11 protein-coding genes are annotated in these 17,016 nt (G+C 36.4%); 4 read left to right on the top strand and 7 right to left on the bottom strand.

All coding sequences use genetic code 11. The features are described from left to right. Window positions 1–539 precede the first annotated feature (539 nt). The 7 genes from QOL71_RS15415 to QOL71_RS15385 form a co-directional block, all read right to left on the bottom strand. Window positions 540–842, bottom strand: coding sequence for a VanZ family protein (locus tag QOL71_RS15415; protein ID WP_346772105.1), 303 nt, complete (start codon window positions 840–842; stop codon window positions 540–542). A gap of 58 nt (window positions 843–900) precedes the next feature. Then, on the bottom strand, window positions 901–1,278 hold the full coding sequence (gcvH, locus tag QOL71_RS15410; protein ID WP_283417784.1) for a glycine cleavage system protein GcvH: 378 nt from the start codon (window positions 1,276–1,278) through the stop codon (window positions 901–903). A gap of 108 nt (window positions 1,279–1,386) precedes the next feature. Next, window positions 1,387–8,514 carry a T9SS outer membrane translocon Sov/SprA gene (gene sov, locus QOL71_RS15405; protein ID WP_379953751.1) on the bottom strand — a complete coding sequence of 2,376 codons (7,128 nt, stop codon included), beginning with the start codon at window positions 8,512–8,514 and terminating at the stop codon, window positions 1,387–1,389. Window positions 8,515–8,556: 42 nt separating this feature from the next. Next, window positions 8,557–9,141: a Holliday junction branch migration protein RuvA gene (ruvA, locus tag QOL71_RS15400; RefSeq protein ID WP_283417783.1), complete on the bottom strand. Its 585-nt coding sequence runs from the start codon at window positions 9,139–9,141 to the stop codon at window positions 8,557–8,559. A 105-nt stretch (window positions 9,142–9,246) separates the two neighbouring features. Then, entirely contained in the window at window positions 9,247–11,529 is a 2,283-nt protein-coding gene (locus tag QOL71_RS15395) for an NADP-dependent malic enzyme (protein ID WP_283417782.1), read from the bottom strand. Between the two features lie 239 nt (window positions 11,530–11,768). Further along, entirely contained in the window at window positions 11,769–12,629 is an 861-nt protein-coding gene (locus QOL71_RS15390; RefSeq protein WP_283417781.1) for a BadF/BadG/BcrA/BcrD ATPase family protein, read from the bottom strand. A gap of 63 nt (window positions 12,630–12,692) precedes the next feature. After that, complete coding sequence (locus QOL71_RS15385; protein WP_283417780.1) at window positions 12,693–12,944, bottom strand: hypothetical protein; 252 nt, start codon at window positions 12,942–12,944, stop codon at window positions 12,693–12,695. A 256-nt stretch (window positions 12,945–13,200) separates the two neighbouring features. Here QOL71_RS15385 and QOL71_RS15380 point away from each other — a divergent pair, with 256 nt between their 5' ends. The 4 genes from QOL71_RS15380 to QOL71_RS15365 all read left to right on the top strand — a co-directional run bounded on the left by QOL71_RS15380 (window position 13,201) and on the right by QOL71_RS15365 (window position 16,982). Then, on the top strand, window positions 13,201–13,659 hold the full coding sequence (locus QOL71_RS15380; RefSeq protein ID WP_283417779.1) for a GtrA family protein: 459 nt from the start codon (window positions 13,201–13,203) through the stop codon (window positions 13,657–13,659). A 39-nt stretch (window positions 13,660–13,698) separates the two neighbouring features. After that, entirely contained in the window at window positions 13,699–14,427 is a 729-nt protein-coding gene (locus QOL71_RS15375; protein ID WP_283417778.1) for a lysophospholipid acyltransferase family protein, read from the top strand. Window positions 14,428–14,500: 73 nt separating this feature from the next. Further along, a complete protein-coding gene (locus QOL71_RS15370) occupies window positions 14,501–15,943 on the top strand; it encodes an MFS transporter (RefSeq protein WP_283417777.1) in 1,443 nt (480 codons plus the stop codon). Continuing rightward, a complete protein-coding gene (locus tag QOL71_RS15365) occupies window positions 15,930–16,982 on the top strand; it encodes a DUF3810 domain-containing protein (RefSeq protein WP_346772104.1) in 1,053 nt (350 codons plus the stop codon). The genes QOL71_RS15370 and QOL71_RS15365 overlap by 14 nt, the downstream gene beginning before the upstream one ends. Window positions 16,983–17,016: the final 34 nt, after the last annotated feature.

The raw sequence follows: 17,016 nt of genomic DNA, 5'->3' as shown, positions 1-17,016 counted from the left end.
CTTTTTATTACAGCAAATTTTTTGAAATGTTTTTTTTAACCTGCTCCTAAAAACATATTAACCAAACCATCACTATATTACTGCTCTCCTGCGCTACCAATTCTCTCATTTTGGTTCTGCAAATGTATGGTGAATATGTAACAACTTGCAAATCGAATTAACAATAAATTTATAATTGTGTAAAACTTGCTTAATTAAACTACTGTGGTAGAAGGTTCTAAAGACATTTTAAAGTTATCCACATTATGTTAAATAGATTACTATATCGTGAAATATTATTATGAACATGCATGTGCGGCAGGGATAGCAGCGGTTATCCTTTTGCTTTTTTTGTGGAACGGTCGCTCTGGTTGAATGTGTCATCAACTTCTATATTATAATAGTATGGTGAAACTATGACCTGAAAAAGCAAAAGATATGAGCGAATAGCCCGGTGACAAAATAGCCCGGGAAATGGTTTGGCTTTTGGCAGCCGCCCAAATTTGCTTTTAGAATCTTAATGGGGTGTTGATATCTATTGATGATAAGATATCTGGAAATTAAATCCGGTTTTGAAATTTTTCATACCTATTATATATATAGTATGAAAATGATAATCCTACTGTGTCTGCGACTGCATCTAAAACTTCGAGCGAACGGCCAAGCTTCATAATGTCTTGTAAAATCTCCGTTAGTAATGCGTAAGAAACAAGTATGAGAAAAAAATATAAGAATATGGTTTTGGGAAATCTTGACTTATAAAAAAATCCTAAAAGAAAGAAAATGGTAAAATGGATGAGCTTGTCCAAATGAGGGAACATAAAGGCATATTCTTTATTTTCCAAACCCGGACGCAACAGCATATAAGTAAGAAATGCCCAATAAATGGGCAATATAATCTTACTGTATTTTGTTATGATATTATCCAACAACTTCCTGGTATTCTTCTGCGGATAACAAGATTGATAGATCTGCTGAATCTGAGACTTTCAATTTGATGATCCAACCTTTTCCATAAGGATCGGTATTCAGTAATTCCGGTTGATCTTCCAGGTCTGCGTTAACTTCTAAAACTGTACCTGCTACCGGAAGATAAAGGTCGGAAACGGTTTTAACCGCTTCTACACTTCCGAATACATCGCCTTCGTTTAGATCTTCGTCAACAGTGTCAACATCTACGAATACGATATCTCCCAGTTCTCCCTGGGCATAATCTGTAATCCCGATAGTTGCTGTATCGCCTTCTACTTTGATCCACTCGTGGTCTTTGGTGTACTTTAGTTCTGATGGTGTGTTCATTTTCTTTGATTAGGTTTTGGCAAATTTAATTATATAATTAGGATATAACAATAGAATAAAAATAAATTACAAAAAAAGAGTAAACAAATTGTTTACTCTTTTTGATTATTAATTAGCTCCTCCAAAAGTCAGCGTTGCTGTAATACCAGCTCTGATTGTTGATAATGGGAATGCTGTTGAAATCTTGTACTTCGTCATCATCTGATCGTAGAAAAATTTCAGGTTCAAATTCTGTGACATATTATAATCTGCCGATAACTTGAGACTGAAAATCTTTTGTCCTCCTGTTACCTGAGAATCGTCTATCAAGATATTGGTAAGTGTTGTCTTGCTATCTCTCATTGATAGATCCGCTCTCATATTAAGGTCGCTCTTAATATCTCTTCCTTTCCCTTTATAATTAATTCTTATCTTGAGGTCTTTCAGTATATATCCGTAACCTACTACAAATTCATTTCCTAATTCTTCGGTGAGAGTTGTATTAACCAACCCTAAAAGGTAAGTTCTATCTCTATTGTAGTTGAAACGGAACTGCATATTGTTTCTCATTGTTACATCAAAACCAATAAGTGGTGAGAAAGATTCTACATATCCAACCTGTGTAAATGTATAAGGATTATATCTATTACCATTGGAATCATAGGCTGTACTTGGATCTCTCAAATCCCTGTTAAAATAATCTACACTTGATTGGATACCTGACATTGTAAATGTAGATACATAAGAATGTAAAACATCAAACTTGGAGAACTGACTATTGATTATCGGTAAATTTCTAAGTCCAGAATAAACCAATTTCCAGTTTGGTAAAGGAATTCCGGCTTTTGTAGGATTGCCCAGCTTTTTCGGAGACTTACCTTCAATTGCTGCCTTGAATGCAGGAATCAAAATATAAGAGTTACTTCTGGAATAACCTGCAGTGTAGCCTTCTACATCCCTGATCCCTTCATATTGCTGAGAGATGGCTAAAGCATTATCCTTTATAGCCTGATAAATAGCAGCTCCGTCTTTGAAAGCTGTATTGAATGACCAGGAAGTATTGGAATAAGTAATCAACTCCGTTCCAAAAGCATCTCTATAGCCACGATAATTATTTTCTACAACATTATATCCACCTTGAACATAGTTTCTACTATAGTTTTGTAAAACATTGAAATCAATTCTAAGATCATTGGCCGGCATAAGTTGTAGATCTCCGGTAATGCTCCTATTATTGAGTTCAGAATAAGCATCATTCATTAATTTAGAATTGGAAACCCAGCCATTTTCAATCACTGTTCTTCTGATATCCGCCTGAGATCCCAATAAGAATCCAATTGTTGGACCTCCTAATGTTTGACCATAACCATAGAAGTTAGGTGCAGACAATAATCCAGGTAATACAATACCGTTATTCTCATTATAATTAAAATTGAACTGTTTAAATGAAGTCAATGCATAAGCCGCGGCCTGAAGTGGTGACAACTTATTCTTGAATTTATAATTCTTGAATTTGAATCTGCTATTTTTCTTGGTAAATGCAGTATTGTATACGTTCCCAAGAGAATCTATCTCCTGACGACGCTTCTGCAATTTTTCATTGATCTTTCTAAAATAATTAAACTTAGATAAGAACTTAGGAATATCAACAGTTGATGTTGCAACAATTGCATTAGTGTTCTGCGATATATTACCAAGATTTTCGTAAGTTTTGGTATCATCGTTATAAAAATTCCTAACTGCGGTTGATCTTGCATTCCAGTTGTATTGGAATTGATAGCTTAACTCCGCATTGATAAAATCAAGATAAGGGAAATATTCAAAAGGCAGCCTGTAATTCAGTTGCGCTCTGTGGTTATACAACACCGGACGGCCGGCTCTGAAAGGATTACTGAAAATAGAACGGTTTGTCATGGAATTAACATCCATTTGGTCATTCAATGTTTTCGTTTCGGAATTAATTTCCAACTTCAAAGACTTGGTGAAATTAAACCCTAAACTATACTGCCAGCCAAAGAAGAAGTTTCTGTTTCGGATTGTTTCGAAATCCGAGCCTCCGTTTCCTGAAAGCAGTGCATCAACATTTCTATATTCCAGCTCATTATAATTTCTATCCAAAATTGTTCTGAAAGACAAACGTGTCGGAACCGGATTGAAATTGAATTCTTTTGCCCATCTCAGGTATTTATATGATTTGGCAGTATCGCTGATCATTTTGTCAAAAGGTTTCAAAACGTATGGCTTGAAGGTGTAATTATACTCTACATAACCTTTCAGATATTGTTTATAATTACGTTTTGTATAGATGTCACGATAAAAATCATCATTATAGATTGCCGTCACATTCAGGTTTTCTACGTCATAGAACTTTGCCTTTTTATTTGGGTTCATTCTTTCCTTTCTCATATTCACCACACCAATGCTTCTTTGCTGTGTATAAGTACGAACCACTTTTTTCAATTCATCCTGGTTTGGAGCTTTTTTAAGTTCCACATCATTATCCAAAGGATTATATTTTGGATCAGTGATGGTTTGGGTGTAGGAATAATTTAAAGGAATTTTCATTCCTGCCTTTTCCGGCAAAAACTTATCTACATTAACCGTTGTATTGATACTGAATGCTGAGTTCTCATCCTGAGATCTTTCAGAAGGCTTAGAATCAATTGCACCAAATCCAATAGAAGCATAAGATGCATTGGCGTTAACCATTGCAAAATCACCAAGGTTAAAGTTCAGACTTGCATTACCTGCATAGCCACCTTTGTTTTCTATCTCTGACAGGCGTATCTCATTGACCCAAAGAACTAAATCTTTTTCAGTAGCCTTTATACCTTTTGCCGAAGCAACTTCGTTACGTACTCCAATCATAATCGTGGTAACGTTACCAATACTTGGACGGCCTTTTACATAGATTTTTTTGTCACTTTCGTTATTTCCATAATCAAGATACAAATATCTTTCATCAAATTTAACCGCATTCGGATTTGATCTCATCAGCTCATCTCTTTTTAATTTTGCATTAACAAAATTCTCTACTTCAAGATCAACATTGTTTTCAGTCGGCCAAATATCCAGCTGAGAAGTGGCATTCTTTGCAGTATATTTCAAAGATGCTTCATATTCATAATAGTTATCTGTGGCATCACTACCGAAACGTATAAAGAACTTAGCATCGTGGTCAAGCTCGCTGCTGTTAGACGTTGTAGTGTTTGTCTGATTTTCTGCGTGTACAAATAACTGTAGCTTTTTATAACGGCGCATATCCAGACTTGTATTCTTGAAAACACCTTTAGATGTTCTAAGCTTAGTCGCTTTCATATACAAGGAAGATTCGTTCTGTCTTTGCGCACCAGAGTTTCCACTAAGAACCTGTCTGTCAATTCCAGGAGGCAACACATAAGGTGGCGTTCCTAATGCATTTTCTTCCAGGTTTACACTTCCTATATCAAAGTTGTTATTGTCTTCTGGCTGTGTACCTTCATTTTCACCGGTTCCGCTGGAAGCAATATTTTTAGTATATTTTCTCCAATCTGATCTTACTAAATCAAATGATCCGAATCTCAGGGTTGATGTCTGGTCAAAACCTCTCATTAATAGTCTTGCAAATCTTACATTATTAAGAATAGACGGATCAGAACCTTCCACCACTTTTGTCCCGTTAGCACCATCATAATTGGCAACCGGAATTCTGTACAAATACCATTTTACTTTGCCAGCCTGTCCGTTTTCAAACTTAACATCCACTTCCTTGATGTCAACAATTTTGCTGTCAGGCGCGCCAAGTGTCATCGCAGCAGGAGATAGATCAATGGTATATTGATTATAATTTTCTGTCTGATCAAGGTTATAATCTCTATTAAGATCCTCGGCATCAGGTGTCTGAGTTGCAACTTCCAGAGTATTGGATGCTGAGTTGCCTTCCGGTCCTCTGAAATATTTGTAACGCTCTGTCAAAGAAGATGCAAGATCTCCTTGGAATTGATTCGATAAATAGAAAACAAAATTATCCGAAGCAGGATCCAGCTCATTAGTAACCGGATTCACAAAATTGACTCCAAATTTTTGCTGCTCCTGTGTTCCATTAAGACCGTCATAACCTAAATCCTGTTGTGTTCTCTCGTCTCCTTCAGATGAAAAAGCATAAAGGATAGGGAACTGGCTCGGCTGTGTCCCCCAATTGGTTGTAGAGGTATTGGTCTGTGTTGTTGCTGTCGGCAATCCATTTTCGAATTGCAGCTTACCATCTTTAAGAACATCTTCAGAAACATTTCCTAATTGAAGTAACAATTTTGGATCGGTTCCCAGATTGTTTCCATCTGCCCGCGGATCCATTAACCAAAATTCGACATAATCAATATTAGATGTTATAAAGTTGGTTACAGAAATAGGTCTCATCAATCCAGCCCATCTTTGCGATGTAGCCTCATTAGCGGGATTAACGTTATAAGGTCCTCTTTCCTGCGGATAGTAAGTGATATCGAAAGTATTCAGCAGGGTTTGTTCACCCGCAACATAATCACGGTTATTGTAAAGTTCTTTCATCTGAACTCTTCTGGACGCGTGATTGGATAATCTCTGAGCATTAATCCCATTGGGAGCAGCTCCTCCAACTCCGTAAAATCTTGGGTCAATTGTATACCATGACAATAATCCTCTGCCATTTCCACTATTCAAGTTATCATTATCTACGGATGTTGGGAATATCGGGTCATTAAGATTTTTCTCCGGACGCGACGCCAGACTCCACATTGCCGGTTCTTTCAAAGAAATTTTAGAAGTGGTCTGTTCAAAATCATCAATGTAAGACTGATCATTAATTCCTTTACTCTGTCCCGGAATCAGATACGCACCCTCAGCTTTGAAGTTAAGGTTAGAAGGCGCTTCTGTATTTACAAACGGGATTTTGTCCGTTAATCTTGTCAGGAATGGCAATTCGTTATTGTACATCATATTGAAGCCAGCCATTGTATTGCTAACGGCTTCCTGACCATAGTTCACTTTTTGGGTCAAAGGACGCTCTGTATAGTTAACAACAGTAGCTCCTAATGTAAAGTGCTCATTAAACTTCCTCTCGAGATTCAACCCCCAAAAGCTTTTTCTTTGGGTATTGAATGTTAACTGATTTTCTAAAGAAATATTAATAGCCTGGCCAGATTGTTTTATCGTTTCATTAATGATATTAACAGTTCCCAGCATATAGTCCACCGTATAATCGACACCTTCAACCAGCTGAGCACCATTAGCCGTTACTTTTACAGAGCCTTGCGGAACGTTGATCGCACCAAGAGATATTCCCTGTCCCTGAGTTCCTTTATAACGTCCTTCGATTGTATATCGCAATGGAATTTCCGAAGGGATTGTTTTCTGTTTATCGTAGATATCATTAAAAACATATGGCGTCTTGTCAGGAATATTTAGAATACTTTCCAGATAACTACCAAAAGGTTCAGTTTTGGTAAATATGATTTTCCCATTTTCTGCATCAACGGTAATTCCCTTAACAAAATCAAAAATACCATCGCCTTTCGTTCCGTCTGCATTTGTCTGTAGGTCATTATTTGCATTTAGACGATCCAGATTAAAGAGTCTTAACAAGTTGGCATCGGCCGGCATTCCATTATTGAATGAAACACCCGGCAAATAATTAACTTTTCCACCAGAGTTCGGATCTTTGAAATTAATATTCAATAAGAAATCCTGAGCCTGAATTTGATTAGTGTTAAGAGAATAAATATTTTTCATCATCAATTCCCACATTGGAGATGTAGGTCTTGTTGCTGAATTTGATTTTAAAAGTTTCGTAACAAGTACAGCATTCTCTTCAGAGAATTCACCAACTTTATATACAGTGCTAGATCCGTTAATCGTATATGAATAAGAAACTGCTAAAAATTGTTCATTATTCAATCTCTGATTCAATGATATATAACCTAATTGTGTATTGAATTTATATTCCGAAGTTGTCAGCTTTCTTGCCTTTGCATTCGTCATAAAATGTTCTCCGGCAACAAATGGCTCCGGCGAACCTTGAGAATTAGGAAAGGACCTACCATTTAAAGTGCTATATGCAGTATTGATATCTCGCGTAGTTCCTAATGCGGTAGAAACTTGTGCGTATAAATTATTAAGACCATTATTAGGTGTTACTCCCTGAGCATCGCCCAAGTCTCTGATGCCCACAATTGGTTTCTGGGATTCCAGATTAGCTCCACCCTGATCAAGCACCCAAACTTCGATTCTTGTAATATTAATCCTTGAGCTGATTAAAGGATAATTTTCTAAAGACTTATCATAATTATCCAGGAAATAATGTCCCATAAAATAATGCTGATTATCCTCATAATCAAAAGCATTAACTTTAAAAGTACTCATAGTTCCGCCACCTTGTGCAACTATGGTTTTCGCTTCACCCTGCTGTTGTGAAAACACCAAGGTTCCGGTTGTTTTACCCAACTGGAATTCTGTTTTGAGACCAAATAATGATTGAGAACCCCTGATCAAACTTGTAGAAAGCGGCATGCTGATATTACCAACTTCTACTCTTTTGATAATCTTGTCTTCGGGATCCTGTCCTTTTTCATTCAGACCTTTGGACTGGAGATCTTTCCAGGAACCTTTTGCCTGCCAAACCATATTCATCCGGTTTTCAAAAGCAAAACCACTTTGAGTATCGTAATTAGCTTTCAGTTGAAGGTTCTCACCCACTTTTCCGGTAATTCCCAACTGAATCCTTTGCTGGATGTTAATCGCAAAACTGGTTCTGTTTTGTGGAAGAATCAATGGGTTATCAATCTTCTGATAAAGGCCTCCTAAATCAAATGAGGCAAATCCCTGAGGAATCAATTCAATTTTATTACTGCCAAAAATATTTTCGAACATTTTATTTTTGATCGTAATGGCTGGAATCAGGCCTTTTTTCTTAGCATCGGTCTGATCTTTCCTTCTTCCAAGATCATTTAAAAGTGATTTCTCTTCGTAATAGGCACGAAGATTGTTTTGCATCACATAGTTTTTGTATTCTTCGAATGTCATCGCAATCGGAGCTCCAACTACAGAGTTCCCGATTTTTGGATACAGGTAATACATTCCCGTTTTGATATCATAAAAAGCATCATAACGGATAGGATCACCAAGACTGAAATCCGTCCTGCCGGTTACCAGTGTATCGGCTGGTTTTTCCTGTGCATATGCATTTATAAAACCGACAAATAATAAAAAAAGGAGCGTTAATTTATAAAGGTAAATATTTTTCTTCACTTATATTTTTTTAAGAAACTGATGATAAAAATTCATCAACTGTTAAATATTTTTTAAAATCTCTTTCACTAATTCTTCTACAGAAACTTCAGGATTTTGCTTCAGAATTCTATCAGCAATTTTTTCACTCACTTTTCTGGAAATCCCTAAAACTTCTAATGCAGATAACGCTTCATTTTTGTTTTTATTGTCTGCAAAATTAGAAAGTTTCTCTTCCGAATTCCCGAAACCACCAACTTTATCGCGTAAATCAATGATGATTCTTTCTGCTGTTTTAGCACCAATCCCTTTCACTTTCTGGATGAGTCCGCTATTGCCGGAAAGTATTGCATTAGCAGCCTCTGACAAACTGAGCGAAGATAACAATATTAATGCAGAAACAGGCCCAACACCATTAACACTTATTAACAGATTGAACATCTCTTTTTCCTGCTTTGTAAAAAAGCCAAAAAGCAGATGAGCGTCTTCACGAATGATCTGCTGAATGTATAGCAAAACTTCCGATCCTTGCATCAGATTTTGTGATGTCTGCAGACTGATACCAACATAATATCCAATCCCGCTAACATCAATCACAGCAAATGTTGGTGTTAGCTCCTGAACAATTCCTTTGAGTGAATAAATCATCGAATTAAAAAAATTAGGGTTTTGCGAAGATATAAATTAAGTTAAAAACAAAAGCCATCTTAACACGTTAAAATGGCTTTTACTTTATATTATAGATAAATAATCCTATTTTTTATCTTTCATCTGTGCATCAAGGACTGCAATCGTTGCAAGATTTACAATTTCGTCTACACTTGATCTCATTTGTAGAACGTGAACCGGTTGGTCTAGTCCCATCAAGATTGGTCCAATGGTTTGAGCCGCTTTCATTCCTCTGATAATCTTGTAAGAAAGGTTTGCACTTTCAAGATTTGGAAAAACCAAAACATTGGCCGGATTGGTTCCTAATTTTGAAAATGGATAATCCGCCAGGTGGTCGCTATTCAAAGCGAAATCAGGCTGAATCTCACCATCCACTACCATTTTCGGATATTTCTCGTGAAGGATTTTTACCGCAGCAGCCACTTTTTTAGACGTATCCGCTTTGGCTGAAAAATTCTCAAATCCTAACATCGCCAACCTTGGCTCGATAGCAAAAGATTTTACTGTGAATTCTGCCATTCTTGCAATTTCTACAAGATCTTCCGTGGAAGGATTTTTATTAATTGATGTATCTGCAAAGAACAATGGTTTCTTTTCTGTCAAGATCATCATCATTGCGGCAACCTTATTAACACCCGGTTTTTTATCGATGATTTCTAAAATCGGTTTCAGAACCGATGCATAACTTTTAGAAAAACCAACAATCAAAGCATCCGTATCGCCGTGTTCCAGCATCAATGGTCCAAAATAATCACGCTGTCTGACATGTCTTTTTGCTTTGTATTCATTGATACCTTTTCGGTTTCTCTTATCCCAAAGTGTCTTCCTGTATTTTTTACGGGTTTCTTTTTGCTCATCATCGTTTGGATCGATAATCGGAATGTCTAACGTGATTCCGTATTCTTCCATTTTTTCTTTGATAAGCCTTTTGCTTCCTAATAAGCTTGGATAAGCGATTCCTTCTTCCTGTAGAATCTGTGCTGCTTTCAGGATATTATATTCTTCTCCATTACCAAGCGTTACTCTCTTCGGATTTGCCTTTGCACGGTTCTGCATCATTCTTACGAGCTTCTCATCACGACCCATTCTGTCAAGAAGCTGATTTTCATATGCTTCGAAATCTTCAATCTGCTTGCCGGCGATTCCACTTTCCATTGCTGCTTTTGCAACGGCGATAGAAACTTTGGTAATCAATCTGTTATCAAAAGGTTTTGGAATGAAATATTCTTTTCCGAAACTGATGTTACTTACATTATAAGCCAACTTCACCATTTCCGGAACCGGCTCTTTTGCAATTTCTGCCAAGGCATGAACTGCTGCTAATTTCATCGCTTCATTGATTCCTCTTGCCTGAACATCCAAAGCTCCTCGGAATATGTAAGGGAAACCAAGAACATTATTCACCTGATTAGGATAATCACTTCTTCCGGTTGCCATTATCACATCTTCTCTTGTTGCGATTGCCAAATCATAACTGATTTCCGGGTCCGGATTTGCCAGGGCAAAAACGATTGGATCATTTGCCATAGAAAGTAACATCTCTGCGGACATTACATTTCCTTTCGACAATCCCACGAAAACATCTGCGCCTTTTACCGCATCTTCCAAAGTCGAAATATCAGTCTGAGCAATGAAGTCTAATTTCTCAGGTGTAAGATTTTCTCTTTTGTGATTGATGACACCTTTGCTGTCACACATCAAAATATTTTTCGGATCAAGACCAAGCGAAATGTACAATTTGGCACAGGCAACCGCTGCCGCCCCAGCTCCATTGATTACCATTTTTACTTCCCCGATTTTTTTCCCTGCAATTTCCAAAGCATTAATCAAAGCAGCTGCAGAAATAATCGCCGTTCCGTGTTGGTCATCGTGCATCAATGGGATATCTAACTCTTCTTTCAATCTTTGCTCGATGTAGAAAGCTTCCGGTGCTTTGATATCTTCCAGATTGATTCCTCCGAAAGTCGGTGCGATGGCTTTTACGGTTTCAATGAACTTATCGGGATCTTTTTCATTGATTTCAATATCAAAAACATTGATTCCTGCAAAGATTTTAAAAAGCAAACCTTTTCCTTCCATCACCGGCTTAGATGCTTCCGGACCGATATCTCCTAATCCTAAAACAGCTGTACCGTTGGAAATTACGGCTACCAAATTTCCTTTGGATGTATATTCGTAAACGCTTTGCGGATCATCGTGGATTGCCATACAAGGTACAGCAACCCCTGGCGAATAAGCCAAAGACAAATCTCTTTGCGAAGAATGTGGTTTGGAAGGAATTACCTCGATTTTACCCTTCGGTTCCTGACGGTGATAATCTAAAGCTGCTTTATCAAAAGCGTTTTGGTCTCTTGAATTTTTTGACATTGTTGATTTACTTTTGTTGTGCTTCTATATTATTATAGACTCACGGGTTTTTATTTTTTCTTTGCGTAAGGGCGGAGGGCATTGTTGGAGCTCTTTTTTGTTTTTGTTGAAAAGGCAGTTCGAGCGCCTCAGGATGACAAAAAACAAAAAAAGCGACTGCCCGCAGACCGGCCCGCTTGTTTTGGCGGCTGACTCAGCCTGGCAAAACAAAGGGATACGCCCTAATTATGATTGCAAAGTTAAAGCTTTGGAATGATATAGTCACGATGATAATTGACCAGACTTTCTATTGGCTTCTGTACAACTGTCCCGATTCTGAAGTGAAAATCTGACGCCGCTGCCCGTAAGGAATCTTCGAAAAAGTAGGCAATGGATCCAATGAAATTGATCTCACAATCCCGACATTCTTCGTACGGCATCACCTGAAACTCAAGGAAATTCTTGAGTTCTTTGTAAATGAAATTCTGAAAATACGGATGGTTTTTTCTATCTACAATGAACCTTGTAAAATCTGCCATATAAGCATTCGCTCTGGGATTATGATACATATTTTTCAATAATTCATCAATATTCAGCTGATAAATCTCAGTAAATTGCTGATGCAAATCCGGTGGCAGTTTCTTCATAAAATAATGACGAACGAGCTGCTTTCCTAATGCACTTCCACTGCCTTCGTCCCCGATCAGGAATCCTAAAGACGGTAATTCGGTTTTGACATTTTTGCCATCGAAATAACAAGCATTGGAACCTGTTCCGAGAATGCAGACAATTGCAGGAACGCCTCTGTAAGCGGCATATGCTGCTGCGAGAAGATCTTCTTTGACGTGAATCTGAGCATTGGTAAAAACCTTTTGGATCTCCCGCTCAACGATCAGCTTTTTTTCTGCTGTTCCACAACCTGAACCATAAAAAAAGATATTTTCCAGATAATCCTGAAACTTTGTAAGAGCTTGATTTTTTTCTAATTCGGGAGCAATTAATTCTGCTTTTATGATATTCGGATTGAAACCTACCGTTTCTGTTTTCAGTACTTCTGTACCGTCGTTTTCAAGAATGACCCAGTCGCATTTTGTAGATCCTCCGTCAACAATAGCAATCATATAAATATGTATTTAGAATGCTAAAATAATATTTTTTCGGGAAGGTTTTGAATTGATTTTTAATTATTGATCTTTATCTTCTATCAACCAGTCTTCTATCTCGTCCTCCAGATAAGTTGTTTGTAGTTTGATGGCATTGATGAAGTCATCCGGGATACTTTCTGTAGTCTCGTTGCTTTCGAGATCCCAGAGCTCATCAGACATTGTTTCATACTCAGAATAGATTCTTTTGAATCTGGAACTGCTTTTTTCCAACTCTTCGATCTTTTTTTGCTGAGGCAAAAATTTTCTGTAAGGTCTGTTAGAATTTTTCATTTGATTAATATTTGTGGTTTGGGTGTTTGTGTTTAGCGAAAAAATTTCCTGACCAATTATTATTAGTCAGGCTAACTTTACTCTCAACTGGAATTATTTGCATTATTTTCAACAAGAAAACCTTTGTGCAAACAATTTTTCAATCAAATCTCATTTTCTTTTACAATAAAATAAATGTAGGAATATTTCTAATACAAAAAAATTATTTAACGATTATTTTAAAACATTTAACAATTCCTATAAATTTGCAAACGAAATGAAACAATTAATTCTACATCAGAAGCAAGTTATATTCTTTATCATAGCCGGCGGACTAAGTGCTATTATAGAAATCGGCAGCTTTAAGCTTTTCAGCGTTTATCTTCCAAAAGTCTTTTTTTGGGAGTATAATCTGTATGGAATTAAATATCCGTTTAGCAATATCCTGTCTACGAGCTGCGGAATTATTACTAATTATTTTTTAAGTATTTGGTTTGTGTTTGAAAGAGGAAAACATTCTAAGAGAAAAGAGTTTGTTTATTTTATCCTTGTTTCTGTGGTTTCTACTTTTATAAGCTTGTTTTTGTTCCAGATATTATATCACTTTGTCTTCAAAGAAGTGATAGATCTGGGAATCTATGTACTTTCTCCGGAAATGATGAGTAAGATCTCTGCCATACTTCTCGTCTCGATGCTGAATTATTCTATAAAGAAAAAAGTTATTTTTAACGGATAAAAACTTATTTTTGGTCTGATTAATTTTTATTAGACATTAATGAGAACATTACTGGTGTATGTTTGGCGATTTTGGATGGTGATTCTGGGCACTGTTCTTACATTAATATTTTTTATTCCTGTTTATATTTTATCGATCCGGCAGAAGGATTACAAATTCTGCTATTTTTTTATCCGTCACTGGGCTATCGGGATGTTCTACGGAATGGGTTTCCGATACAAAATGATTTCTAAAACTGGTAAAAAAATTGATAAGTCGCAGCCCTATGTTATCATATCCAATCACACTTCTATCATGGATGTTATGCTGCCCTGTATTCTTTTCCCTAATCATCCGCTGTGTTATGTCGGAAAAAAAGAGCTGGAAAAAATCCCAATCTTTGGAACCGTTTATAAAAGGGTTTGTGTAATGGTGGACAGAAATAGTGCAAGAAGCCGTGCTGATGTTTACCGAAGATGTGCTGAAAGAATGCAGCAAGGTCACAGTGTTGTTATTTTTCCTGAAGGCGGTGTCCCAGATGATACAAGTATTGTTCTGGATCAATTCAAAGACGGCGCTTTTATTTTGGCAACTAAACATCAATTTCCTATTGCGGTTTTCAGTTTCAAAGGTTTGAAGGAGATGTTCCCTTTTGATAATAAAAAAGGATATCCCGGAGTTGTGAAAGTTTTCTTCAATGATATTCTAACACCAGACTTATCATTAAAAGAGCTCAAAGAAAAAGCTTTTGACGAAATCCAATTGTCTCTGATAGAGAAAATAAAATAATTTATCCAACGAATAATACTTTTCACTACATTTGTTTAAAAATATTAACTTAAAATTAACAAACAATTAATACATGACACCACAGAAAACCAATTGGGGACAGTTTATTCCTCTAGTTACAGTTTTTTTCTTTTGGGGATTTGTTGCCGCAAGTAACGACATCCTGATTCCCGTTTTTAAGGAAGCTTTTCACCTCACTCAAAGCCAAAGTCAATTGGTATCTGTTGCTTTTTATGTTGCATATACAGTAGGTTCTCTTATTTATATGTTTATTTCTAAAGGTATTAGACAAGACCTTATTAACAAGATTGGTTACAAAAACGGATTGATTTTAGGATTATTGATTTCTGCTTTTGGAACCTTATTATTCTATCCAGCCGCAAATACCGGTTCATTTACATTAATGATATCAGGATTATTCATTGTCGGATTGGGATTCTCCCTTCAACAGATCGTAGCTAACCCACTGGCGATTGAAATTGGACCTTCAGAAACAGGGGCTCAAAGATTAACAATGGCAGGCGGAATTAACAATCTAGGGACAACAATCGGACCTCTGATCGTATCTTTTGCAATTTTTGGCTCTGCTACTACGGCCAATACAACTGCTAGTATAGAAAGTGTAAAGATTCCTTATTTGATTTTAGGTGGCGCTTTTGTTCTTGTTGCATTGTTATTGAAATTTTCATCCCTGCCTCAAAAGACTGAAGTGAGCACCGAAAATACAGAGTATACCACTCCAGGAGAGCACAGGACTTCAGCCCTTAAATATCCACAACTAGTTCTGGGAATGATTGCAATCTTCGTTTATGTTGGTGTAGAAGTTTCTACTGCAAGCAATCTTCCTGCATATATGGAAAAATCGTTAGGATTCTCAACAAAAGATGTTGCTCCCTATGTTTCTCTTTACTGGGCTAGTTTGATGATTGGCAGATGGACGGGATCAGTGGAAGCTTTTGATATTTCGGGAGGATTCAAAAAAATATTGAGATTCCTAGCTCCGTACCTGGCATTTGGAGTTTTTCTATTGGTTAATGCTATTGCACAACATGACTTGAGGCCTTTCTATATCTATCCGCTCATTATCCTGGTAATGATCATTGCAGATGTTCTCAGCAAAGGAAATCCGGCAAGAATGCTATTGCTTTTCTCATTAGCCGGAATTCTCGCAACAATATTAGGAATGACAACAGAAGGTATGGTTTCTGTGTATGCATTCACAAGTGTCGGCTTATTCTGTAGTACGCTTTGGCCGTGTATTTTTGCGCTGGCTGTTAATGGATTAGGAAAACATACTAATGAAGGCAGCAGTATGCTAATTATGATGATTATGGGTGGAGGAATCGTGAGCTGGCTGCAAGGTTACATTGCTGATCTTACTTCTATCCATTCAAGTTATATTGTTGGTGTGATTTGTTTTGCTTATCTTGCATTCTATGCAGTAAGAGTTACCCAAATTTTAAAATCACAAGGAATTAACCTTGAAAAAGAAAAAATATCCGGTGGTGGTCACTAATAAAAATATCTTTTTAAAAAATAAAAATTGGGCAATCGTTTTGGTTGCCCAATTTTTATTTTTTTACATATTATCAAAACTTGATTTTGCAGTTAATTTTTTTTCAAAGCTTTTTGAATGGAAAAAGAGTTTACACATTGCCATATTTTCAAAATTCAATTTTTCTTTTGGAGATTTAGTCTATATTTTAATTACCATAATATTGATCTATTTAGTGTGGGGTTTAATCAAAAACAGAAATTCAAAATTCCTGAAATACATTCTTATTTCCTTCAACATATTCTATTTTATGTATCAATGTTTCTGGGGGATGCTTTATTTCCAGACACCAATTATAAATAAACTCCAAAAGAGAAAAATATCAGATTACGAAGTCAAAAATCTAACCCTTAAATATCTTGAGTTGTGTAAAAAAACACGGGAAAAGGTATCAGAAAATAAAAATGGTGTTTTTATAATCAGAGATATCCGGCAATTAAAACTTGAGATCTTAAAACAACAAAAAAACTTGCCGCAAAACATTAGCATAAAAAAGCCGGTTACAGACTTATCCGTTAAGCCAAGTTTATTCGATTCTTTTATGAACAAAACAGGAATCCTGGGCTATTATAATCCATTTACAGCGGAATCACAATACAATCCAAATATTCCGGCTACACAACTTCCATTTACTCTGGCTCATGAGATGTCACACCAGCTTGGTTATGCCAGAGAACAGGAAGCCAGTTTTATAGCTTATCTATACTCAAAAAAAACAAATAATGCGGATTTACAATATAGCGCTCAGCTATATATCTTAAAAAGTCTCTTAAGATCGATCGCCAAAAATGACAAACCTTTTGCAGAATCTATCATTGGGAAATATTCTGTTAAGATGAAGAAAGACCGGGAAAATGAAGTAGTTTTTGCTGAAAAAAATACAGGCTTAATAAGTGATTTTTTTGGTGCAACCAATGATCTGTTTTTAAAAACAAATCAACAAGACGGGCAGGTAAGCTATTCTTATTTTATCAATCTGTTGCTTCTATATGAGCTATAAAAAGAAAAAGAATCGTACAGTAAGTACGATTCTA

Source organism: Epilithonimonas pallida, assembly GCF_900182975.1.
Lineage (GTDB): Bacteria > Bacteroidota > Bacteroidia > Flavobacteriales > Weeksellaceae > Epilithonimonas > Epilithonimonas pallida.
The sequence above is the reverse complement of the archived record's forward strand: the minus strand, read 5'-3'. Positions and strand labels throughout refer to the sequence as shown.

Excerpts from the sequence above, each read along its gene's own strand:
- QOL71_RS15415 (WP_346772105.1), bottom strand. The coding sequence starts at position 842 with ATGCTGTTGCGTCCGGGTTTGGAAAATAAAGAATATGCCTTTATGTTC.
- gcvH (WP_283417784.1), bottom strand. The coding sequence starts at position 1,278 with ATGAACACACCATCAGAACTAAAGTACACCAAAGACCACGAGTGGATC.
- ruvA (WP_283417783.1), bottom strand. The coding sequence starts at position 9,141 with ATGATTTATTCACTCAAAGGAATTGTTCAGGAGCTAACACCAACATTT.
- QOL71_RS15395 (WP_283417782.1), bottom strand. The coding sequence starts at position 11,529 with ATGTCAAAAAATTCAAGAGACCAAAACGCTTTTGATAAAGCAGCTTTA.
- QOL71_RS15390 (WP_283417781.1), bottom strand. The coding sequence starts at position 12,629 with ATGATTGCTATTGTTGACGGAGGATCTACAAAATGCGACTGGGTCATT.
- QOL71_RS15385 (WP_283417780.1), bottom strand. The coding sequence starts at position 12,944 with ATGAAAAATTCTAACAGACCTTACAGAAAATTTTTGCCTCAGCAAAAA.
- QOL71_RS15380 (WP_283417779.1), top strand. The coding sequence starts at position 13,201 with ATGAAACAATTAATTCTACATCAGAAGCAAGTTATATTCTTTATCATA.
- QOL71_RS15375 (WP_283417778.1), top strand. The coding sequence starts at position 13,699 with ATGAGAACATTACTGGTGTATGTTTGGCGATTTTGGATGGTGATTCTG.
- QOL71_RS15370 (WP_283417777.1), top strand. The coding sequence starts at position 14,501 with ATGACACCACAGAAAACCAATTGGGGACAGTTTATTCCTCTAGTTACA.